Origin of the sequence: Hyphomicrobium album (assembly GCF_009708035.1) — a bacterium.
In the GTDB taxonomy this organism is placed as follows: domain Bacteria; phylum Pseudomonadota; class Alphaproteobacteria; order Rhizobiales; family Hyphomicrobiaceae; genus Hyphomicrobium_A; species Hyphomicrobium_A album.
In genome coordinates, this window is record NZ_WMBQ01000002.1 from 1,139,299 (window position 1) to 1,160,879 (window position 21,581).

Genomic DNA, 21,581 nt, shown 5'->3' on the forward strand with positions numbered 1-21,581 from the left:
TCTCAGGCCTCCGCACGGAATGCGCCGGGCGGAACGTGCCCTTCGACATAGGCATTGTGTAGCGCATCGAGCTGCACCCACAGCACGTTGCACTTGAAGCGCACGGCGTCGACGCAGGCCTCCTGCTCCTCGCGCGTCTTGGCGTTCTTCAAGACGTAGTCGAGCGCGAAGTCGGCATCGCGCGGCGCCTGCGTGAGGCGGCGCTTGAAGTAGGCCATCACCTTGTCGTCGATGAAGTCGGGATAGTTCTCCAGCATGCCGGAGATGCGCTCCTTGTGGATCTTGGGAGCGAATAGCTCGGTGAGCGAGGAGGCGATGGCGACGGTGATCGGCTGCTCGCGGACGAAGGTGACGTAGGATTCCACGGCGAACTTGGTGGCTGGCAGCGCCCCCTTCATGGAGACGACGTAGTCGCGGTCGAGGCCGAGGCCGTCGGTCAGCACCAGCCAGCGCTCGATGCCGCCTACCTCCTCGCCGTATCCATCATGGTCGAGAAGACGGTGCACCCACTCGCGGCGCAGCTCGCGGTCATAGAGGCGGCTGATGAGCGCGGCGTCCTTGCGCGGCACTGCCGATTGGTAGCAGTAGCGGTTGAGTGCCCAGGCCTGCACCTGCGGCTTCTTCAATTTGCCGCCGTGCAGCATGTGATGGAACGGGTGCTTGTCGTGATAGCGCTCGGCACCGACGGCGCGGATAGCCGCCTCGAATTCGGCGACCGGCATGAACTCCTGCGCCTTCCGCTCGATGCTCTTGCGTTCCAGGCTGACCGCTTCACTCATAGGCGCACCTCCATCCCATCGTACCCGACTTCCCATCCCGCGCCATCTATGGCTTTGCGGGCGGGCGAGTTCTCGTCCAGCGCCGGGTTCGAGTTGTTTATATGAACGTATATGAGCCTTCCGACGCCAAGTTTCGAGAAGGCGGTGATCGATCCGGCGTCCCCCGACATGCTGATATGGCCCATTCGGGCTCCTGTTTTGTTAAGCAGGCCCTGCTCGATCATCTCGTCGTCGGTAAACAGGGTGCCGTCGAAGAACACCACAGGTGCGCCCTTCAGCCGGGCGGCGAGCTCCTCATCTACGGCCGCGCAGCCGGGGATGTAAAAGAAGGACTTCTTTTCGGCGGGATCAGAGATTTTGAGGCCGATCGTGTCGCCCTCGCGGCCGCCGTAGTCCCCCGATGACTTGTCCTCCAAGTAAAGGGCGACCTTGCCGGGGACGGCGAACGCCTCGACCGTCAACCCCAGGTCGACCCCGCCGCCGGCCAGCTTGAAGGGCTGGTCGAGGGTGATTTCGTTGCGCGGGACCAGCGGGTCGGCAAGAACCTGGAACACCGAGTTGGCGGCGAGGACGTCGAGAATGCGCTTGGAGGCATAGATCGCGAACGGCTGCGCCTCGCGCAGATTGATCAGACCGATGATGTGGTCGACGTCGCCGTTGGTGAGCACCGCCGCCTTGACCGGGCTGTGGCGCAGGCCAGCCTTGAGGTGGGGCTGCAGCTCGCGGTTGTCGTTGATCTGCTGACGCAGATCAGGCGAGGCGTTGAGCAGGGCCCAATCGATCCCATCGCGGCTGACCGCCAGCGATGATTGGGTGCGCGCTCGAAAGCCGGGTGTCCCGGCGCGTGCGGCGGCGCAGTTGCGGCAGTTGCAGTTCCACTGGGGGAATCCGCCTCCCGCAGCGGACCCCAGGACTTTGATGTGCATGGACGCCGTATGGCTACGGGCGCGCCGACGCCCGATAAAACAACGGCGGCCGAATGTTCGACCGCCGTTGTCGGAAACTCACAGAGTTCAGTGAGTGGATCGACAGTCGTTAGATGATGTCGATCTCAGCCGGCATGTACGAGGTAACCTCGAGGCCAACTTCCTGCTCACGAACTGCGGGCTTCGACCAAACCTTCATGACTTCCTCCTGTTTCGGCAAGATGCCGTCCAAAATTGGATGGCCCCGCCGAGGGCCCACCCACTGGAGCGATGACCTCTTCTTAGGGTCGCTCCAGTCCGCGGATCCAGAACACGCAAGTCCGGACCGCCATGGCGGCTATAAACCACAGGCCCCTCACGAACGGAAGTCAAAGGGTCTCACAAACGCGTGTGCTATCCGTCATCAAATCGGCATCTAATCGGCGTGCGTAGACGCACTTATCATCGGCCTTCGAGAGCGCGACGCGCGTGGCCGATCTGGTGCCTCTAACGGTTAGCGCCGGGCCGACACCGCGGTGTCGTTTCGGTGTCGTTACAAGGGAGGCTTCGGACCCCGAGTGTAACGGCAGATTTCGGGGTCGAGGCGAAAAGCCATCCCGACGGACGACGAAGGCCTGGAAAATGGTTCTTATTTTGCCGCAACGTGCCGTCGGCAATAGAAAATTCTACTTCGATAAACTATAAGAAGCGGCACCGGTCGTCATGGCGCGAGGGGTGTCCATGAGGCGGCCGGTTTACCCTTCCGCCAAACTGGTCCGGCGCGCTGGCAGCGAGAGGCAAGGCGTTGCGATACTTCCCGATTTTCGTAGACCTTGAAGGTCGCGACGTACTCATCGTCGGCGGCGGCGAGAAGGCTTTGCAGAAGCTTCGCCTGCTTGCCAAGACGAGTGCCAATCTCAAGATCGTCGCCCCCGAAGTGAGCGAGGACATCGCTACCGCCGGCGTTCCAAACTTGACGATCAAGCTGCACAACTTTGTAGAGAGCGACCTCGACGGCGCGGTGCTGGTGTTCGCCGCCAGCGATGACCCGGCGCTCGATGCCCGCGTTGCCGCCGCCGCGCGGGTGCGCGGCCTTTCCGTCAACGTCGTCGACGGCCCGGCGGAGAGCAACTTCATCATGCCGGCGATCGTCGACCGCGATCCGATCGTCGTCGCTATCGGCACCGAAGGTGCGGCTCCCATTCTCGCTCGTGAGATCAAATCCAAGATCGAAAGCTGGCTGCCGGCGCAGTTCGGCCGCGTGGCGCAACATGCCCAGACGCTACGCCGGCGCGTGCAGGACGCCATCGCCGACCCGACTGTGCGCCGGCGCACGTGGGAAGCGTTGCTGCAGGGGCCCTGGCGCAACGCGGTGCTGGCCGGAGAGGATGCCGCCGCCGACCGCGAGTTCACGCGCCAGCTCGACGCAAGCCGATCCCAGACCGAACTGGCAGGCAGCGTCACGCTGATCGGCTGCGGCCCCGGCGAGCCCGACCTCATCACCCTCAAGGCGCAGCAGCATCTGCAGTCCGCCGACGTGCTCGTCGTCGATCGGCTCGTCAATCCGGCGATCCTCGAATACGCGCGTCGCGACGCCATTCGCATCGATGTCGGCAAGGAGCCTGAGGGTGACTCGGCCGCACAGTCCGACATCAACCAGATCCTGGTGCGCGAGGCGCTGAAGGGCCAACGCGTCGTCCGTTTGAAGGGTGGCGACGCCTTCGTGTTCGGTCGCGCCGCCGAGGAGATGGCCGCCGTGCGTGCAGCAGGTGTCGCCGTGTCGGTAGTTCCGGGGATCACCGCCGCGCACGCCTGCGCCGCGAGCATCGGCCTGCCGGTGACGCTGCGCACCAAAGTTCGCCAGTTCGCCGTGGTCACGGGCGCATCCGCCGACGGCCCGATCGATCTCGATTGGTCATCGCTCGCACATCCCGGACAGGCCTTCGCCATCTACATGGGCGTGCGCACCGCGCAGCACTTCCGCGACAAGCTTCTCGGTGCGGGCGCGGCGCCGCAAACGCCAGTGGTTATCGTCGAGAACGGCACGCTGGCGAGCGAGCGCGCCGTGGCGACCGATCTCGCCTCGCTCGCCTTTGCCATCGCGGATTCGGGCATCCGCGGGCCAGCGGTTATCTTCGTCGGGCTCGATTGGGCGAGTGCGGGGCTGACGCGTCCCGACAAGGTCGAGGTGTACGGCGCGGGCTATCCGCGCGATATGGAGCCGGCCAAAGGCGGCGCCGCCGCAGTCCATCCACGGTGAAGCATTGCCGATATTGACCATCGGCACTTGAGACGAAAGATTTCGAGGAGGCGTTTGTGACCGCCCAGCCGTTGCTTCCGAAGAACGCACCGTTCACGCCGGAAGACATTGATGCCCTGAACAGCGTCGTCGCCCGCACGACGCCGCAGCAACGCGCTTGGCTCGCCGGGTTCTTCGCCGGCTTCGAGGCTGCCCAGGCAGGTGGCGCCGTGCAGCCGCAGCCCGCCGCCCCAGCCAAACCGCGCCAGGCGCTGACCGTCCTTTATGCCAGCGAGAGCGGCAACGCCGAAGCGCTCGCCATGCGCACCAAGAAGCTCGCGCAGAAGCACGGCCTCGACGCCAAGATCGTCGATTTCGCCGACGCCGACTTCGCGGTTTTGTCCAAGGCCAAGAACATCATCGTGTTCGCCTCGACCTGGGGCGAGGGTGACCCGCCGAGCCGCGCGGTCGACTTCTACACCTCGCTTATGAGCGATGCTGCACCGCGCATCGAGGGCGTGCGCTTTGCCGTCCTGGCGCTCGGCGACACGGCCTACGCCCAGTTCTGCGCCACCGGCAAGGCGATCGACCAGCGGCTCGAAGCGCTGGGCGGAACGCGCGCCTTCGACCGCGTCGACCTCGATCTCGACTATGCCAAACAGGCGGCGGAGTGGACCGAGAAGGCGCTGACCGAGCTCGCGCCCGCTGACGCCACCGGCACCGCTACCGTCGTGCACGTCGACTTCAAAGGCGGCGCTCAGTTCGCCGACGACGACGAGCCGCAGTTCACCGCCGAGAGCCCGCTGACCGGCGAAATCTCCGCTCTCGTCAATCTCAACGGCACGGGCTCGACGCGCGAGACTTGGCACGTGGAAATCGCCGCGGACGCGCCGGGCTTCTCGTATCTTCCCGGCGACGCGATCGGCATCGTGCCGGAGAACGACCCGAACCTCGCGCTGGCACTTGCGGAAGCGGTCGGCCTCGGTGCCGACGGCAGCGTCGTGCAAAAGCTGCGCGAGCGCTACGACGTCACCACGCTGTCGCGCGCGCTGGTCGAGAACTACGGCAAGCTCACGCAGCGCACCGACGTGAAGGCGCTCGCCGAGCAGAAGGCGTTCACCGAATTCTCCGAGGACCGGCAGCTTGTCGATCTCTTCGAGACCTATGCGGAGAAGCTGACGCCCGAGCAGCTCTTTTCGCTTCTGCGGCCGCTTCCGGGCCGGCTCTATTCGGTCGCATCGAGCCCCAGGGCGCATCCCGGTGAAGCCCATCTCTTGGTCGGCGCGGTGCGCTGGGCGTCGCACGGCAAGACGCGAGGCGGCGTCGCCTCCACCTACTTCGCCGACCGGCGTAAGGTGGGTGATCCGGTGCGCGTGTACGTCAAGCCCAACCGCCATTTCCGTCTGCCGGAGGACGGCAACCGCCCGATCATCATGATCGGCGCGGGCACGGGCGTGGCGCCCTACCGCGCCTTCATCGAGGAGCGCGTCGAGACCGGCGCCGGCGGCAAGAGCTGGCTCGTGTTCGGCGAGCGCAACTACACCAATGACTTCCTCTACCAGACGGAATGGCAGGAGCACCTGGCGGAAGGCGCGCTGTCGCGCATCGACGTGGCCTTCTCGCGCGACCAGCCGGAGAAGATCTACGTGCAGCAGCGTCTGTGGGAAGCGCGCAACGACCTGCTCAAGTGGGTCGATGACGGCGCCCACATTTACGTGTGCGGCGATGAGAAAGGCATGGCGCGCGACGTCGATGTGATGCTGGCGCGCGTCCTCGCCGAAGCCGCGCGTGGCGACGACGAGGCCGGCCGCGCCAAGCTGAAAGAGTTGGCCAAGGCCGGCCGCTACCAGCGCGACGTGTATTGATGCGCGGGCCTTAAGGCCTCGCCACAGGACGAACGACAATGACCGACGACAAGCGCAGCAAGAACGAATTCATCAAGGAAGGCAGCCGGCAGCTCCGCGGCACCATTGCCGAGGGCCTGGCGGACGTCGCCACCGGCGCCATCTCCGAGGATGACAGCCAGCTCACCAAGTTCCACGGCACCTACCTGCAGGACGACCGCGACGTGCGCGGCGAGCGCGCCAAGAAGAAGCTGGAGAAGGCCTACAGCTTCATGATCCGCGTCCGCCTGCCCGGCGGCGTCACGACATCGAAGCAGTGGCTGCAGCTCGACGCCATCGCCGGCACCTACGCCAATCACACGCTGCGGCTCACCACGCGCCAGACGTTCCAGTTCCACGGCGTGATCAAGTCGAACATGAAGCGCACCATGCAGGCGATCAACGCCGCGGCGCTAGACACGCTCGCCGCCTGCGGCGACGTCAATCGCAACGTGCTCGCCGCGTCGAACCCGTACCTGTCGAAGGCGCATGCCGCCGCGCACGACCTCGCGGTCAAGATCAGCGAGCATCTTTTGCCGAAGACCGGCGCCTATCACGAGATCTGGCTCGACGGTAAGCAGGTGATCGACGAGAGCGGACCGGCCAAGAACGACGAGGAGCCGATCTACGGCGTCCACTACCTGCCCCGCAAGTTCAAGATCGTCATCGCCGTGCCGCCGTCGAACGACATCGACATTTACGCCCACGACTTGGGCTACATCGCCATCACCGACGAGAAGGGCAAGATCGCCGGCTGGAACGTCACCGTCGGTGGCGGCATGGGCATGACGCATGGCGAGATCGACACCTTCCCGCGCGCCGCCGATGTGATGGGCTTCTGCACGCCAGAGCAGGCGGTCGACGTCGCCGAGAAGGTCGTCACCGTGCAGCGCGACTGGGGCAATCGCCACAGCCGAAAACGCGCCCGGCTCAAGTACACGATCGAGGATCACGGACTCGGCAACTTCCGCGCCGAGGTCGAGAAGCGTCTGGGCTACAAGCTCGGCGAGCCGCGCCCCTTCGAATTCAAGTCGACCGGCGACGTCATCGGTTGGGAGCAGGGCGCCGACAAGAAGTGGCACCTCACGCTGTTCATCGAGAGCGGCCGCATCAAGGATATGCCCGGCTGGACGTTGCGCACGGCGCTGCGCGAGATCGCCGAGATGCATCCCGGCGGTTTCGTCGTCACCGCCAATCAGAACCTCATCATCACCAACGTCACCGCCAAGGCGAAGTCGAAGATCGAGGCGCTTCTCAAGGAGCACGGCATCGCCATCGGCACCGGCTTGAGCGGCCTGCGCCGCAACTCCATGGCCTGCGTGGCGCTGCCGACGTGCGGCCTGGCGCTGGCGGAGAGCGAGCGCTTCATGCCTGAGCTGCTGACTGCACTGGAAGAGTCGCTCGACAAGGCCGGCCTGAAAGACGACGAGATCGTCATCCGCATGACGGGCTGCCCGAATGGCTGCGCCCGGCCGTACCTCGCCGAGATCGGTCTCGTTGGCCGCAACCCCGGGCTCTACAACCTCTACCTTGGGGCGGCGTTCAACGGCGACCGGCTGAACAAGCTCTACGCCGAGGATGTCGATAAGGCGCGTATCGTGCGGCTGCTCGAGCCGATGTTCGCGCACTACGCCAAGGAGCGGGAGGAGGGCGAGCACTTCGGCGACTTCGCCATCCGCGCCGGCTACGTGAAGGCGACGACTGCGGGCAACCGCTTCCATGCCGACTTGGCGCCGCTCAAAGCCGTGAGCTGAGACAGGCGTGCGCTGCTGTCGTCAGTGGCGCATGGGGTTGAGCAGCGAGTAGGCCGCCCAGAACAGCACCAGCGCCAGCGTGATGCGAAGCACCCAATCCGGCACGAGGCCGGTGATGCGCGAGCCGAGCGCGATACCAGGCACCGACCCGAGCAGCAGGAACCCCAAGATCTTCAAGTCGACGTTGCCCATGCCGAAGTGGCTGGCGCCGGCGAGGAAGGTGAGGGGGATGGCGTGGACGATGTCGGTGCCGACGAGGCGGCGCGCCGACAGAGAATGATAGAGCATCGTCAGCGCCACGACGCCGATGGCGCCTGCGCCGACCGAAGTGAGCGCAACCAGCACGCCGAGGACAAGTCCCAAGATGAGCGTTGGACCCTGCCGCACGTGTGTCGGCTCGCCGGCGTCAATGGCGCTGGCGGCGAGGCGCCTCAACAGCGGGTAGGCGGCGACGCAGAGAGCGCTCACCACGAGCGCGAAAGCCAGCACCTGGCGGATGATCGCTGCCAGCACGTGAAGATCGGGCTGGGCGAGATAGATCCAACCCAACACCACAACGGCGCCGGGTAAGCTGCCCATCGCCAGCCAGCGCACGATCGACCAGTTGACGTTGCCGAGCGAGTGGTGCCGCCACGCGGCGCTCGCCTTGGTGATGGACGCGAACAGGAGATCGGTGCCGACCGCGAGCACGGGCGAGATGCCGATGCCGGAGATCAGGAACGGCGTCATCAGCGATCCGGCGCCGACGCCGGTGAGGCCGACGAGGAAGCCGACGGCAAAGCCGCCAAAGACAATGATGGGCCAGGCGCCCGAGTGCAGAAATTCCATAAAGCCAGGCTCGTGAACGTTTCTTGGGCGCCTCTCGCGGGCGACCATATCCGTTATCTTGGATCGATCAACCGCAGAAGCGGCACCGCGACGGTGAGGCCATTAAGGCTCAGGTCAGGGCCTGGACGATGGTGCGCAGGCTGAGAATGGCCACCACGCAGCCGACGAGGATCATCAGCACCTTGTCGGGGAGCACTTTGGTCGCATAAGCAGCGAACGGTGCGGCGATGACCCCGCCGATGATCAGGCCGGTGATGATCGGCCACAGCTCGAGACCGATGGTGGCAACGAACGTCGCCGAGATGGTTAGCGTGACGAAGAACTCGGCGAGACTGACCGAGCCGATGGCGTAGCGCGGCGTCGCGCCCTGGCCGATCAGGCTCGAGGTGACGATCGGTCCCCAGCCGCCACCGCCGATCGAATCCAGCAAACCTCCGATGAAGCCGAGCGGTGCCACAGTTGCCGGCTCAGCACCCTCCGAGACGCGCTTGGTCAGCGCCTTCCAGACAATGAAAAGGCCGATGAGAAGCAGATAGCCGCTGATGAACGGCTTGATCATGTCGCCGTCGAGGTTGGTCAGCAGGTAGGCGCCGATGGCACCGCCGATAGCCCCCGGCAACGCCAGACGCAGCAAGAGCTTGCGATCGACGTTGCCGAATTTCCAGTGCGAGGCGCCGGATACCGCCGTCGTGAAGGTTTCCGCCGCGTGTACGCAAGCGCTGGTCGTCGCGGGAGGCACGCCGAGACTGAGCATGACAGACGAGGAGATGACGCCGTACGCCATGCCGATGGCGCCATCGACCATTTGCGCGGCGAAGCCGACCGCCACGAACAACAACAAGTCTTCCCACATGCCCTGGCTCACACTCGCTCTTTTCTGCACACGCATGTCCGCAATTGCGGACGCCTCAGGCGCAGGTCCCCCCTGCCGTGACGATCCGTTAGAGCTCGATCTTCACTTGGATACCGGCCGCATGCAGCAAGAGCGCCGCCTCGCTGGCGCGCCGCTGGAACTCGCGGCGATCCTCATCGCTGTCGGCGAGATCGCGGCATAGCCCGCGCGACAGAAGCTCGCGCGTGAGCCTGAAGGCCGAGGCATCGTCGACAGCTCCGGCCCTGGCCGTGGTGATGACGCCACCGGCCACCGAGGCGCCCGTCACTGCATCGATAATGAGGAAGGCGCCTGTACCTTGGTTGTCGACGAAGGTGTCGACCGCGACCGGGCGTCCAAGCGTGATCCAGATGTTGGCGATGTCGTTGACGCTCGCCTTGTCGGCGGGCTGCACCGCCAGCGTCTCGAGATCGAGGAGCGACGTGATGCTCAACGTAGAGATCGGCGCGAGGTCGGTCGCCGTGCGCAGGAAGTAACCCGCGTTGGGGTCGAACGGCGTTTCCCATAGCCAGACGGCGCGCGCTTCGAGATGCGCGGCGACGGTCGGCGGCGCGTCGGCAGCCGACAGGATGGCGCCACGCGCGACGTCGATGTCGGTGTCGAGCTGCAGGGCGACGGCCTGGCCCTGCTTGGCGATCTCCAGGTCGCGATCCATGGTGGCAATGCGCAGCACGTGCGCGCTCTGCCCGCTCAAGGCGTCGGTGACACGGTCGCCGACGCTGATGCAGCCAGACGCGACGGTTCCGGCGAGGCCGCGGAAATCGAGGCCGTCGCGCAGTACCGTCTGCACCGGCAAGCGGAAGGAGCCGCGCGGGGTGATGTCGCGCGGCGGGATGCGCTCCAGGTGCTCGAGCAGATGCGGGCCCGTGTACCAGGGCATGTGCTCGGACCTGCGGGCGACGTTGTCGCCGCCGACCGCGGAAACGGGAATAGCGATCGCCTCGCGAAAGCCGAAGCGCAGTGTCAGCTCGCGGAAGTCGGCCTCGATGGCGCGAAACTTGTCCTGCGACCAGTCGGCGAGGTCCATCTTGTTGACGGCGAGGACGACACGCTTCACGCCGACGATGTCGAGGATGGCGGCGTGGCGGCGCGTCTGGCGCTTCACGCCGTGGCGCGCATCGACCAGCATGATGGCGACGTCGGCGTGCGAGGCGCCCGACGCCATGTTGCGCGTGTACTGCTCGTGACCTGGGCTGTCGATGACGACAAAGCGGCGCGTCGCCGTATCGAAGTAGCGCCAGGCGATGTCGATGGTGATGCCCTGCTCACGCTCGGCGACCAGGCCGTCGAGCAGGAGCGAGAAGTCGGGATGCGCACCGCCCGTCGCCGCGTTCGACGAGCGGTTGATGGTCTCGCGCTGGTCGTCATAGAGGTCGGAAGCATCCCACAGCAGACGGCCGATCAGTGTCGACTTGCCGTCGTCGACCGATCCGCACGTCAAGAGGTGCAGGATGCCGTTGAGGTCCTGGTTGAAGGCAGGCGCCAGATCCTCGCGCCGAATAGCGGTGAGCGCCGTCATCAGAAGTAGCCTTCCTGCTTCTTGCGCTCCATGGCGCCCGTCTGGTCATGGTCGATGAGGCGGCCCTGCCGCTCCGAGGTGCGTGCGCCGAGCGTCTCCTCGACGACGCTGTCGAGGTCGGCGGCGGTGGAAGGCACCGCGGCGGTGAGCGGCCAGCAGCCGAGCGTGCGGAAGCGTACGCTCTTCATCTGCGGCACCTCGCCCGGCTGCAGCGGCAGGCGATCGTCGTCGACAACGAGGAGCTGGCCATTGCGCACGATGGTGGGGCGCTTGGCGGCAAAGTAGAGCGGCACAACGTCGAGCTTCTCGCGGGCGATGTAGCGCCACACGTCGCGCTCGGTCCAATTCGACAGCGGGAACACGCGCACGGTCTCGCCGGCGCCGAGGCGACCATTGAGCAGGTTCCACATTTCCGGTCTTTGGCGGCGTGGATCCCAGCGATGGCCGGCGGCGCGAAACGAGAAGACGCGCTCCTTGGCGCGCGAGCTCTCCTCGTCACGACGTGCGCCGCCGAACGCGGCATCGAAGCCGTGCTTGTCGAGCGCCTGCTTCAACGGCTGCGTCTTCATCACGTCGGTGTAAACGGAAGGGGAATAGTCGTAGGGATTGATGCCCTTCTTCAGGCCTTCCTCGTTCGTGTGCACGATGAGATCCAGGCCGAAGTCGCGCACCGTCTTGTCGCGGAAGGCGATCATGTCCTTGAACTTCCACGTCGTGTCGATGTGGAGCAGCGGGAACGGCGGCTTCTGCGGCCAGAATGCCTTGCGCGCTAGATGCAGGAGGACGGTCGAGTCCTTGCCGATCGAATACATCAGCACCGGCTTGCGGAACTGCGCGGCAGCCTCGCGGAAAATGTAGATCGACTCCGCCTCGAGCATGTCGAGGTGCGAGAGCGGCGCGCTCATGCAGCTACTTCCTTCTGGCGGGGCCTGTTGTGCAGGCCGCATTCCTTACCGTCCTCGTTCTCCCACCACCAGCGGCCGGCGCGGATATCCTCGCCGGGCTTGATGGCGCGCGTGCACGGCTGGCAGCCGATGGAGGGGAAGCCGCGGGCGTGCAGTGGATTGACGGGGACATTGTGCTCGGCGACGTAGGCCTCGAGCTTCTCGAGACTCCAGTCGGCCATCGGGTTGAACTTGAAGAGCGCGTCCTCCGCATCCCAGGATGCGAACGGGACGTGCGCGCGGCCCACCGATTGCTCGCGGCGCAGGCCCGTGACCCACCCCTTGGCGCCTTCGAGCGCACGTTTCAGTGGACGTACCTTGCGCACGTCGCAGCAAGCCTTGCGGTTCTCTACGGCGAGCCGGAAGCCGTAGATGCCGTCGCGCGCCACGAGCTCCTCGACCTCGCGCGCGTCAGGGAACATGACGCGGATGTCGATGCCATAGCGGTTCTGACTGGCCTCCAAGGTGTCGAGCGTCTCGGGGAAGTGCCGGCCGGTGTCGAGGGTGAAGACGTCGATCTTCGCCCGGCTGGCAGCAATGGCGTTCAGTACGGCCTGGTCCTCGATGCCAAGGCTGGTCGAAAAGGTGACACGGCCGGGCACGGAGCGGACAATTTCGAGGAGCCGGTCCTCGAGGCTGTCGATGGAGGCGAGGCGCCGGTCAAGCGCCAGCGCCTCGGCAACCGGGTCGGACGCCGGCACAGAGTTGGATGTGCGCGAGGATGTCCGGGCGGCCCGCGCCATCTTGGCGCCGCCCCCGGTCGAAGTCTTCGTCGGCATCGTGATCCCTTCGCTGGGACCCCAAAAATAAGGGAAATCGAATTCTACTTAAAGCCTCCCGGGCAAATAAAAATAGGATCGCATTCCGCTTGGTCGCCCGCGCAGAAAATTTTTCCCAGGTAGCGGCTTGTTGGAACGGCGTGCTGTTGGCCGGAGACCGAAGGGACACGCAGGGGATGAAGGGGCGCCCTCTAGCAACTCCTAACCCTGGTTCGCCACCGTCGAGGGCAGCGCCAGAGAGTCGGAGCCGAAGGGGCGGTTTTCGGGGTTCTGACGACGAATCAGTGTGCCAGCAATTCGAGCGTTTGGGGCGGTCAATTCCCGTCACCCAATTATCGCAGGACGTGTGCCCGAGCTGTTCCAGATGAAAATGTGGGGATGAAATGGATTGGCAAAAAGATGTGGTGTGCCAGACGGTTATGTTGGCTCATTTAATGTGGACATCTGCGTGACATTCCGGCCTCGGCAACATCGGAGAAAATATGCCCCTGGCGGCTTGGTTAACAGATGGTATTCTCGGGACCGCTTCGAGACGACGTCGGACATGAAGAGGGCTCTTCCATGATCCGTCGCCGTTCCGGGGCAGAAAAAGCTAACGTTGAGCAAGTAGCGGGGTACCACCAATGGGGGATTCTAAGCGTCCCGATTTTCCTTCTTTCGACCAGCCGACCGAGCTTACTCGTGTCCAGGCCGAGGAAGCCGGGATCGAGGTCTTCGAGGTCGTCGGATCAATTAAATGGTTCGATGCATCAAAGGGTTACGGCTTCATAGTTCCCGATAACGGGCTCGCCGACATCCTGCTCCACGTCACCTGCCTGCGGGCAGGAGGCTACCAGACAGCCTACGAAGGAGCACGAGTTCACGCCGAGGTCCTGCGCCGCCCGAAGGGCATGCAGGCTTTCCGCATCCTCAGCATGGACGAGAGCACTGCCATCCACCCATCGCAGCTCCCGCAGCGGACGCACGTCATTGTCACGCCGGAAAGCGACTGGGAGCGGGCCATGGTCAAGTGGTTCAACCGGGTGCGGGGTTTCGGCTTCTTGACGCGGGGTGAGGGAACGCCTGACGTATTCGTGCACATGGAGACGCTGCGGCGTTTCGGGTTCACGGAGCTACGTCCCGGTCAAATGGTTATGGTTCGCTGGGGCCACGGCTGTAAGGGCTGTATGGCCGCCGAACTCCGGCCCGACGGGCAACCCGGACTGCCGCCAACGCACTGATAGGTGTGATGGCTCATTCGAGAATTCAGAGCAGGGCTGCCCAATGGGCGGCCCTGTTTGCCGCCGCGGTAATGTTGTCGCTGGCGCCGCCCGCCGGCGCCAAGATGCGCAGCGAAACGCTGTGGCTCGTCCCTGCGAGCGGGCCGGAGGCCGCCATCGACATCGAGATCGCCGAGGATCCGAAGGAGAAGGCGATGGGCCTGATGTTTCGCACCGATCTCGCCGACAACCAGGGGATGCTGTTCCCCTATGGCGATGCGAGCGAGCTCAGCATGTGGATGCACAACACCTACATTCCGCTCGATATGCTGTTCATTCGCCCCGATGGCGTCATCCATCGGATCGAGACGCGCGCCGAGCCGATGTCCGATCGCGTCATCAATTCCGATGGTCCCGTCTCGGCGGTGCTGGAGCTTCCCGGCGGCACGTCCGAGCGGCTTGGCATCAAGGCGGGTGACCGCGTCCGTCACCCACTTTTCAAGGCTTCGGAACCAGCCTCGGCCAAGTAGTCGGACCTAGGCACCAGCCCGTTGATCCTGCGGTCCGGCGCCGCGCTGGATACGCCGCGTTTACTCCCCGGGCGGCATCGCGTAGAAGGCATCGGACGTCACGCGTCGGGGCGTAGCTCAGCCTGGTAGAGCACTTGCTTTGGGAGCAAGGGGTCGCGAGTTCGAATCCCGCCGCCCCGACCAATGACGTGACGTCACTCACAGCGAGGGGCCGATGGTTGCGCGTATCTTTAAGCCGGCGAGAACGGCGATGCAGTCGGGCGAAGGGCGCACCAAGGAGTGGGTGCTCGAGTTCGCCCCTGCAAGCCCGCGCGAGATCGAGCCGCTGATGGGTTGGACCGCGACGCGCGACATGAGTGCGGAGGTGCAGCTCGCATTCGATTCCAAGGAGGAGGCGATCGCCTACGCCGAGCGCGAGGGCATCGCCTACCAGCTGCTCGAGCCATCGCCGCGCAAGATGATCCGCAAATCCTACGCCGACAATTTCAAGTACGGTCGCATCGGGCGCTGGACCCACTAGGCCAGACTGCCGGTCATTCGCCGCGGATCCTACTGGGCGGACAGAACAGCTTCCGCCCCGGGGCTTTTGGCTAGTGGAAGAGCACCAGCGCCTTCTCGACTGTGTTCCAGATCCCCCACGCCAGCGGGATGCCGACGAACAGCCAGAACAGCGTCGATTTGAAGTCGACGCCACCCATGCCGATGCCACCGTCTGACGACGTCGCAGCATTGCTGCTCGTCGGGACGTGCTTGGCGTGCTCGGCCGCGAGGTCGCCTTCGCTCATATGCCACTTCGGATTGACCGGGCGCACGAGCAGATTGGCGATGAAGCCTACGACCAAGAGACCAGCGAGAATGTAGAAGATCGGCCCGTAGATCTGGTCGGGCGCGATGCCCTCGGCCTGGCGCGTGTCGTGCATGTAGTTGACGATCACCGGGCCGACGATGCCGGCCGTCGACCAAGCCGTCAGCAGGCGTCCGTGAATGGCACCGACGAACTGCGTGCCAAACATGTCGGCGAGGTAGGCAGGGATAGTCGCGAAGCCGCCGCCGTACATCGAGGCGATGACGCAGAAGCAGGCGACGAACAGGGCGAGGATCTTCCAATCTGCCGCAAAGGAAGCGAGCACGTACATGGCGGCGCCGAGCACGAAAAAGATGAAGTAGGTCTGCTTGCGCCCGAGCCGGTCGGAAGACGACGCCCAACCGATGCGGCCGAAGATGTTGAACAGCGAGATGAGCCCGACGAAGCCGGCGCCGACGCTGGCGGCAGCGGCGGCGAGTGCAATGTCCTTCTTTAGATCGAGGTAGCCGAGCGCCGGATTGTCGACGAGCGCGCCGGCGAACGTCTCCTGCAACATGGGCGAGGCGGCGCCGATAATGCCGATACCGGCCGACACGTTCATGCATAGAATGATCCACAGCAACCAGAACTGCGGCGTCTTGTGTGCATCCTTGAGGTGCACGTTGTTGGAGGTGATCATCCGGTTTCCATTGACCGGTGGCGTCCAGCCTTGCGGCTTCCAGCCGGCCGGCGGCAGGCGGTAGCCAAACACGCCGACCATCATGAATATGAAATAGATGCCGGCGAGGGCGACGAACGTTTGCCACACGCCGACGTCGGTCGCGGTGCGGAAGCCGGCCCACGGCAGTGTGAACCCACCGGCCGAATAAGCCCCGTCCTTGAAGCCGTTCATCAGGATGGTGGCGAGCGGCGAACCGATCATAGCGCCGCCGCCGAACCCCATGATGGCCATACCGGTCGCCATGCCACGGCGGTCGGGAAACCATTTGATGAGGGTGGAGACGGGCGAGATGTAGCCGAGCCCGAGACCGATGCCGCCGATGACACCGGCGCCGATCCACATCAGCCATAGCTGGTGGATGTAAACGCCGACGGCGGCGAGCAGCAGGCCGCCACACCAACACAACGCCGAGACGAACGCCGCCTTGCGCGGACCGACGCGCTCAAGCCAGCCGCCCCAGGTGGCGGCCGAGACGCCGAGCAGCACGAAGAAGAACGTGTACATCCAGCCGAGGTCGAACTGGCTCCAATTGCAGTCGGTGGCCGTAAGGGCGGTGAGCGTGCCGAGCGATTTCTCGGCAAAGGTGACGGCGCCCTGCGAGCACTCGGGCAGCGGCTTGCCGTCGGCGCCCAGCAGCGCCGCCTGCAGCGGCTTCCAGAACACCGAGAAGCCGTAGGCCATGCCGATGCACAGATGGATGCAGAGGGCGGCAGGCGGAACGAGCCAGCGATTGAAGCCCGGTTTGGCGATGATGCGCTCTCTGGAGAAGAGCGGCGCGCCGGCGTCCTCCAGGCTTGCAGTGCTGGCCATTGGTACGTTTCCCTTCCCCCAAATCCCTTTACATGGCGGCTGGCGCCTGGCGCCGCCGCTCTTATTCCCTTTATTGGCATGGGTTTGCCGTCACGATCAACGTGCATGCGTGACATCCCCGTCTGGGGGCCGCGGCCATTGGTCCGGACGGAAGCGGCGCATGAAAATAGGGCGGGGCGCTGGGCACCCCGCCCAAGATGGACCGTGATGGGTCTATGGAAGTCGACTAGGCGGCGCGGTCCGTGCTGAGCGGCGCGTGGCGCCCGTCGACGAAGAAGGGCACGCATTCGGCGGCGATGCGATTGGCGCCCATGCCGTCGAGCGCCGCCAACATCCGCCCCTCGCGCTTCAGGAAAGCATCGGCGAGCGCCACGAAGCGCCGGTTCGGCACCGCCGTGTCGGAGGCACGCCGCAGGGCCAGGGCGATCGCCCGCTCTGGCGCATTCGGGTTGAGTGCGCACAGGGCGATGAACGCGGCGGCCGTCGAGCGGCTCAGGCCCGCATAGCAGTGGATCAGCAACGGGGCTTCGCGATCCCAACTTTGGACGAAGTCGATGAGCTGGCCGACGTGCTCCTCGGCCGGGGCCGTGGCGCCATCGCGAACATCCTGGATGTCGTGCATGTCGAGTCGCAAATGCCGCTCGGGCATCAGGCCGGTCGGTGTTGCGGGTGCTAGCTCGGCGTTGATAGCGCTGATCAGGTGGCGCGCGCCGCTGTTGTTCAGGACCTCCGGGATATGCCTCAGCGCGCAGACGTGGACTGAGGCGGACCGTCTAACCTGCATGATCAAATCTTTCTGGCTTCCAATGCTTAGCGGGTGTGTGCCAGCGAACCATGACCGTTTCAAGAACCGCCCGTTAACAACAGTGAAACGGACGTCCGCAGCGCACCCAATGTCTTGCCTGGCGGCGGCGCGCGGCCTATCCACGGCACTCACCAAACCGTGGCGCACCTATGATATAGGTGGCCGGCGAGAGATCCCGTAGCTCAGTTGGATAGAGCATCTGCCTTCTAAGCAGAGGGTCGCAGGTTCAAATCCTGCCGGGATCGCCAAATAAAACAGTCCGTTATGTTTGATGCACGTTCCGCAGCTAAGGGGGCGCGGAACGTGAGTGGACTTGAAGCCCGTTACATGGCTCGCCAATCCGACCATCATATGAGCCTGACGCCGCGCACAATTAGATCGCCGTCGCGATCTTCCACTGGAACCCCAGCCTCGTTGAAGAGGCACCCTGGCTCTCGCGCAAAGTCGGCGCGCCCGATAAGCGCCATTAGCGGATATTGCGGAGTCGTTCTGTTTCCCCGCGGAATCAGTATGCGCCGCACCTATCCAGTTTTACGGGGAGCATGTCAGTTATCACGGCGCACAAATATGAATCCCGCGGACGGAGCACCGAATTCCACGAGTAGTTCGTAGTCCGCGTGGGCTCGCAAGAAATCGGAACGCGGGAGTTTGGTGATTGGATAACTAACCATCCCATCCTTCAGTCCGGGCGGCATTGAGCCATGACCGTTTTCAGAAAGCCACGATTTCTGCGTCTTAGTCACAGACCGACCATCCTCCACGAGGGCCATTCGCGTCCAAACGACAACGGGAGGCGATAAGGACAGCGTGAGCGAAAGCGCTTCTATTGGCTTGCTCATGTATTGGAGCGTACCCGATGAGAATAGGAGATCGACACCACCCAGCCAATCGTTGGCAGTTCGTATATCGGAGAAAAAGTTCAACTCGTCGCTGGCAAGATCAGCAGCGCGAGTAGCCATCGCCGGCGATTCGACCACTGCCCAACGAAGGGGAAATTTCAGCAGTTGCGCGACAGCGTAGTGGACGCCGCAAGCCCCACCCAAATCGATAACGCGAAGCGGACGCGCGGCGCATCTAGCGGCTGCAAGTGATGCCGCAAGCAGCGTTCGCTCAGCCCCCGGCATATTTGGGATAGATCTGCGGTCCAACGCCCGTGTTTTACGGTAGACAACTTCTGCTAAGCTTTCCGCCGCGTAGCTTGTTTCGTTCGCACGAAATGGCGCTCGTGCAAGTCCAAGGAGCATTGGCGTTGCTGCAGCTTTGAGGGCAGCCACATAACTGGCCGGCATGGCGAGGCCTCTTGGATCAAGCGTTGATCCGCGATACCACTGTTGACACAATCTGGGTAAGCAGTGCGGGGCTTCTATCCACAGATAACGGTATAGAGGCCGCGGGAGTATGCCCGGAGCGGAGGACAAATCCCTTTGCCAGTTCGGGGCCATATGGTCGAGGCGAGCGGCCACTGTTGGCCGCGGAGCTTGCGTTCATCTGCAGGGTCGTAATCTCGCGTCGTTGTGTTCTCTAAGCGGGGAAAGAATGATCCCCCTTCAGATTAAGGCTCCGCCACCCACGCGATGGATTTCTCCGAGAACCACTTGTATCCGGAGACCTATGGCGAAGGACGCGTACCCACCCGAGCTCATGGAATTGATGTCGGCCGCTTTCGACGCGGCCTACGACCGGCTTCTGTTTGAACCGAGCCAAGCCCTGCAGCTTCAGCTCGCCACCCGCATCATGGCGGCGGTGAACAACGGTGAGCGCGATCCCGAACGGCTCCCCGCAATCGCCCTGGCCGAAGTGCAAGGCGAACCTAAGGACGCGGAACAAACGCCTCCTCCGCTCCATGAAGATTAAATCGCCGGGACAGAACGAGCATTGTGCTCGGCTACAAAGTATCATCGCGGGTACGTGGAAGGGCCGCTTCGACGATGCGCACGCCTCTCTGAACGATGTGTGTGATCCACTCGACGTCTGCGCGTCAATTCTCCCGCCGAATATCCTCTTGAGAGTTGCAGCGTAGGCGAGCGGCCGCGCTGTGTTTCTGTTATACTTGGCAAGTCGCTTTCGGCTTGATGGCGCGTCTCTGGACGTTGCCCCGAATTGAAGACCCGCGGCTCTACTCGGGCAACGCTATGTGGGATGGAAGCGACATCTAGACTTCGAGCTGCGTCATCACGTGACCGGAAACGGGAGCGTTGTCATGATGAGGGTCCTCGAACAAGCCGTCGCCAAGATCGAGGGGTTGCCGGAAGAGCGGCAGCGCGCTGCTGCCGAAGCCCTCGAGACGATAGCGGCGCAGACACGCGTCGAGGCGCACAACCAGCCGGGCGTCGACTTGCGATGGCCTGCCTCTGCAATATGGAGGCCCGGCGAGCCGGCAATTAACGTGATCGGGTTGGCGGACTTGAGAGATGCGCTGCATAAGGGCATCGAAGATTTCAAGGCGATTCCCAGCCACGCGGTCTTCCTTCTCCTAATCTATCCCGTTGTCGGTGTCATTCTGTTCAGGCTCTCGTTTGGATACGATATCCTGCCGCTGGTCTTCCCGCTCATTGCCGGATTCTCCCTGGTCGGACCGTTGGCAGCCGTCGGCCTTTATGAGCTGAGCCGCCGCCGTGAACAGGGTCTCGACTCCTCGGCGTGGCACGCTCTCGACGTTCTTCGGTCTCCGTCGATCGGCGCCATCACGCGGTTGGGCCTGGCATACATGGCAATCTTCTTCGCTTGGATGTTCGCCGCCCAACTCATTTACGACCGGATTTTCGGAGGCGCCGTGCCAAACTCCGTCGGGGAGTTCGTCACGCAGGTACTGACGACGCCGGCCGGCAGGCAGCTGATCATCGTGGGCAACGGCGTGGGCTTCCTTTTTGCGCTCGTAGTTCTGGTAACCGGCGTGGTGTCCTTCCCGATGCTCGTCGATCGCAATGTTAGTGCCGCGACAGCCGTGCGGACGTCGGTTCGCGCCGTGCTCGAAAATCCGACGACGATGGCGATATGGGGCCTCTTTGTTGCGGGTGCTCTCATCCTCGGGGCCTTACCCCTCTTCTTCGGCCTCGCCATCGTTTTTCCGGTGCTCGGCCATTCGACGTGGCATCTCTATCGCAAGGTAGTGGGGCGCTGACTGGCCGGCCACGCGCCGCACTAGGCCCGTCATTCCTCGCCTCGCCGTTCTCTGGCAAGGTGGAAACCATGCTCACAATCCCTCTGATCGGTGCCATGCTCATTCTTTGCGGCATTGTGTATATGGCCGGAGCCGCCATCTATCGCGGCAGGATGAGCGATCCTCATATTGATCCCGGCGATGACGCGCCTACGCTCGAGCCGCGCCATCGCGGCATGCGTTTCCTCGGTTTCAAAGCCAATTGGCCAGGCCTACTGCTCGTCGCGATCGGTGCGCTAATGCTGCTCCTGCCACCGCCGGCGTAACGCTTTGTGTCTGCAGTGCGAGGGATGGCGGGATATGATTGGTATGCACCTACTCAGCACAGCCGTTCGATCATAGGCATCGTCTGGCCTTTGTCCGAAATGGGCTGCACCGGATCTTCTGCGATTCCATCACGGAAGAGATCGACATGGGCGCAATGCTCACAAGTCTGCGCAACACTGCCGCAGCCGGCCTTGTGCTAGCAATTCTGCTCGGTGTTCTCATTCGTCTCGTACCCGGCGAGGGGGCCGGGTTAGAAAGCGCATGGTGGACACTCTGCCTTCGCTGGCTGCATGTCATGAGCGGCACGATGTGGATCGGGCTGCTTTGGTATTTCAATTTTGTTCAGCTGCCGAATATGGACAAGATCCCGGATCATCAAAGAGCAGCCATCGGCAAGGTAATCGCGCCAGCCGCGCTGTGGTGGTATCGCTGGAGCGCAATGGCGACCATGGCCACAGGTCTGCTCCTCGCATGGACCCACGGCTATCTGTGGGACGCTCTTGCGATGGGGCTGACTGATGACGGCCGAAGCATGCCAATGGGTATTGGCATGTGGCTCGGGATCGTCATGTGGATCAATGTTTGGTTCGGCATCTGGCCAAACCAAGAGAGAGCGCTCGGGATCGTAGACGCCACTGCAGAAGAGAGATCCGCGTCGGCCCGAGCAGCGATGCTGTTCTTGCGGGCAAATGCCCTTATCTCAATTCCCATGCTCTTTTGCATGGTGGGCATGTCGCACGGTCGCTTCGTCTAGGTGCGACG

21 protein-coding genes and 2 tRNA genes are annotated in these 21,581 nt (G+C 63.8%); 12 read left to right on the forward strand and 11 right to left on the reverse strand.

The window, feature by feature from the left end:
* Positions 1-2: 2 nt before the first annotated feature.
* From pqqC to pqqA, 3 genes are all read right to left on the reverse strand, one after another.
* On the reverse strand, positions 3-722 hold the full coding sequence (gene pqqC, locus GIW81_RS17700; RefSeq protein WP_407658208.1) for a pyrroloquinoline-quinone synthase PqqC: 720 nt from the start codon (positions 720-722) through the stop codon (positions 3-5).
* A 53-nt stretch (positions 723-775) separates the two neighbouring features.
* Complete coding sequence (gene pqqB / locus GIW81_RS17705; protein WP_154740632.1) at positions 776-1,705, reverse strand: pyrroloquinoline quinone biosynthesis protein PqqB; 930 nt, start codon at positions 1,703-1,705, stop codon at positions 776-778.
* A gap of 109 nt (positions 1,706-1,814) precedes the next feature.
* On the reverse strand, positions 1,815-1,904 hold the full coding sequence (gene pqqA / locus GIW81_RS17710; protein WP_068459738.1) for a pyrroloquinoline quinone precursor peptide PqqA: 90 nt from the start codon (positions 1,902-1,904) through the stop codon (positions 1,815-1,817).
* A 585-nt stretch (positions 1,905-2,489) separates the two neighbouring features.
* Here pqqA and cysG point away from each other — a divergent pair.
* Genes cysG through GIW81_RS17725 form a run of 3 tightly spaced genes read left to right on the forward strand, consistent with a single transcriptional unit; the run spans position 2,490 to position 7,560 of the window.
* Positions 2,490-3,944 carry a siroheme synthase CysG gene (gene cysG / locus GIW81_RS17715; RefSeq protein WP_154740633.1) on the forward strand — a complete coding sequence of 485 codons (1,455 nt, stop codon included), beginning with the start codon at positions 2,490-2,492 and terminating at the stop codon, positions 3,942-3,944.
* A gap of 56 nt (positions 3,945-4,000) precedes the next feature.
* Positions 4,001-5,788: a diflavin oxidoreductase gene (locus tag GIW81_RS17720; protein ID WP_324615094.1), complete on the forward strand. Its 1,788-nt coding sequence runs from the start codon at positions 4,001-4,003 to the stop codon at positions 5,786-5,788.
* 38 nt (positions 5,789-5,826) lie between these two features.
* Positions 5,827-7,560 (forward strand): NADPH-dependent assimilatory sulfite reductase hemoprotein subunit, encoded by a 1,734-nt coding sequence (locus GIW81_RS17725; RefSeq protein ID WP_154740634.1) that lies wholly within the window; start codon positions 5,827-5,829, stop codon positions 7,558-7,560.
* 21 nt (positions 7,561-7,581) lie between these two features.
* Here GIW81_RS17725 and GIW81_RS17730 read toward each other — a convergent pair whose 3' ends face one another.
* The 5 genes from GIW81_RS17730 to GIW81_RS17750 all read right to left on the reverse strand — a co-directional run bounded on the left by GIW81_RS17730 (position 7,582) and on the right by GIW81_RS17750 (position 12,486).
* Entirely contained in the window at positions 7,582-8,388 is an 807-nt protein-coding gene (locus GIW81_RS17730; protein ID WP_154740635.1) for a sulfite exporter TauE/SafE family protein, read from the reverse strand.
* 109 nt (positions 8,389-8,497) lie between these two features.
* Positions 8,498-9,271 carry a sulfite exporter TauE/SafE family protein gene (locus GIW81_RS17735; RefSeq protein ID WP_324615095.1) on the reverse strand — a complete coding sequence of 258 codons (774 nt, stop codon included), beginning with the start codon at positions 9,269-9,271 and terminating at the stop codon, positions 8,498-8,500.
* 58 nt (positions 9,272-9,329) lie between these two features.
* The gene (locus GIW81_RS17740; protein WP_154740636.1) at positions 9,330-10,799 is read right to left on the reverse strand and encodes a GTP-binding protein; all 1,470 of its coding nucleotides are present in this window, start codon (positions 10,797-10,799) and stop codon (positions 9,330-9,332) included.
* Positions 10,799-11,704, reverse strand: a complete 906-nt coding sequence (cysD, locus tag GIW81_RS17745; RefSeq protein ID WP_154740637.1) for a sulfate adenylyltransferase subunit CysD — start codon at positions 11,702-11,704, stop codon at positions 10,799-10,801. Before cysD ends, GIW81_RS17740 begins: the two co-directional genes overlap by 1 nt.
* The gene (locus GIW81_RS17750) at positions 11,701-12,486 is read right to left on the reverse strand and encodes a phosphoadenylyl-sulfate reductase (RefSeq protein ID WP_154740855.1); all 786 of its coding nucleotides are present in this window, start codon (positions 12,484-12,486) and stop codon (positions 11,701-11,703) included. The genes cysD and GIW81_RS17750 overlap by 4 nt, the downstream gene beginning before the upstream one ends.
* Positions 12,487-13,145: 659 nt before the next feature.
* On the opposite strand from GIW81_RS17750, the gene GIW81_RS17755 reads away from it, so the two are divergent.
* The 4 genes from GIW81_RS17755 (at position 13,146) to GIW81_RS17770 (ending at position 14,771) form a co-directional block, all read left to right on the forward strand.
* Positions 13,146-13,742 carry a cold-shock protein gene (locus GIW81_RS17755; protein ID WP_154740638.1) on the forward strand — a complete coding sequence of 199 codons (597 nt, stop codon included), beginning with the start codon at positions 13,146-13,148 and terminating at the stop codon, positions 13,740-13,742.
* 8 nt (positions 13,743-13,750) lie between these two features.
* A complete protein-coding gene (locus tag GIW81_RS17760; protein ID WP_154740639.1) occupies positions 13,751-14,251 on the forward strand; it encodes a DUF192 domain-containing protein in 501 nt (166 codons plus the stop codon).
* A 106-nt stretch (positions 14,252-14,357) separates the two neighbouring features.
* Positions 14,358-14,434 (forward strand) — tRNA-Pro (locus tag GIW81_RS17765).
* A gap of 31 nt (positions 14,435-14,465) precedes the next feature.
* The gene (locus GIW81_RS17770) at positions 14,466-14,771 is read left to right on the forward strand and encodes an ETC complex I subunit (protein WP_154740640.1); all 306 of its coding nucleotides are present in this window, start codon (positions 14,466-14,468) and stop codon (positions 14,769-14,771) included.
* Between the two features lie 70 nt (positions 14,772-14,841).
* On the opposite strand, the gene GIW81_RS17775 is transcribed toward GIW81_RS17770, so the two are convergent.
* Positions 14,842-16,587, reverse strand: a complete 1,746-nt coding sequence (locus tag GIW81_RS17775; protein ID WP_154740641.1) for an OFA family MFS transporter — start codon at positions 16,585-16,587, stop codon at positions 14,842-14,844.
* A 226-nt stretch (positions 16,588-16,813) separates the two neighbouring features.
* Positions 16,814-17,371 carry a tyrosine phosphatase family protein gene (locus GIW81_RS17780; RefSeq protein WP_154740642.1) on the reverse strand — a complete coding sequence of 186 codons (558 nt, stop codon included), beginning with the start codon at positions 17,369-17,371 and terminating at the stop codon, positions 16,814-16,816.
* A gap of 192 nt (positions 17,372-17,563) precedes the next feature.
* Here GIW81_RS17780 and GIW81_RS17785 point away from each other — a divergent pair.
* Positions 17,564-17,640: transfer RNA gene (locus GIW81_RS17785), tRNA-Arg, on the forward strand.
* Between the two features lie 297 nt (positions 17,641-17,937).
* On the opposite strand, the gene GIW81_RS17790 is transcribed toward GIW81_RS17785, so the two are convergent.
* Complete coding sequence (locus GIW81_RS17790; protein ID WP_195930648.1) at positions 17,938-18,681, reverse strand: methyltransferase, TIGR04325 family; 744 nt, start codon at positions 18,679-18,681, stop codon at positions 17,938-17,940.
* A 322-nt stretch (positions 18,682-19,003) separates the two neighbouring features.
* Between GIW81_RS17790 and GIW81_RS17795 the strand changes: the two genes are divergently transcribed.
* From GIW81_RS17795 to GIW81_RS17810, 4 genes are all read left to right on the forward strand, one after another.
* Positions 19,004-19,246, forward strand: coding sequence for a hypothetical protein (locus GIW81_RS17795; protein ID WP_154740644.1), 243 nt, complete (start codon positions 19,004-19,006; stop codon positions 19,244-19,246).
* 346 nt (positions 19,247-19,592) lie between these two features.
* Positions 19,593-20,513, forward strand: a complete 921-nt coding sequence (locus GIW81_RS17800) for a DUF2189 domain-containing protein (protein WP_229309393.1) — start codon at positions 19,593-19,595, stop codon at positions 20,511-20,513.
* A gap of 68 nt (positions 20,514-20,581) precedes the next feature.
* The gene (locus GIW81_RS17805) at positions 20,582-20,818 is read left to right on the forward strand and encodes a hypothetical protein (protein ID WP_154740645.1); all 237 of its coding nucleotides are present in this window, start codon (positions 20,582-20,584) and stop codon (positions 20,816-20,818) included.
* 146 nt (positions 20,819-20,964) lie between these two features.
* Positions 20,965-21,573, forward strand: a complete 609-nt coding sequence (locus GIW81_RS17810; RefSeq protein ID WP_154740646.1) for a hypothetical protein — start codon at positions 20,965-20,967, stop codon at positions 21,571-21,573.
* Positions 21,574-21,581 lie beyond the last annotated feature (8 nt).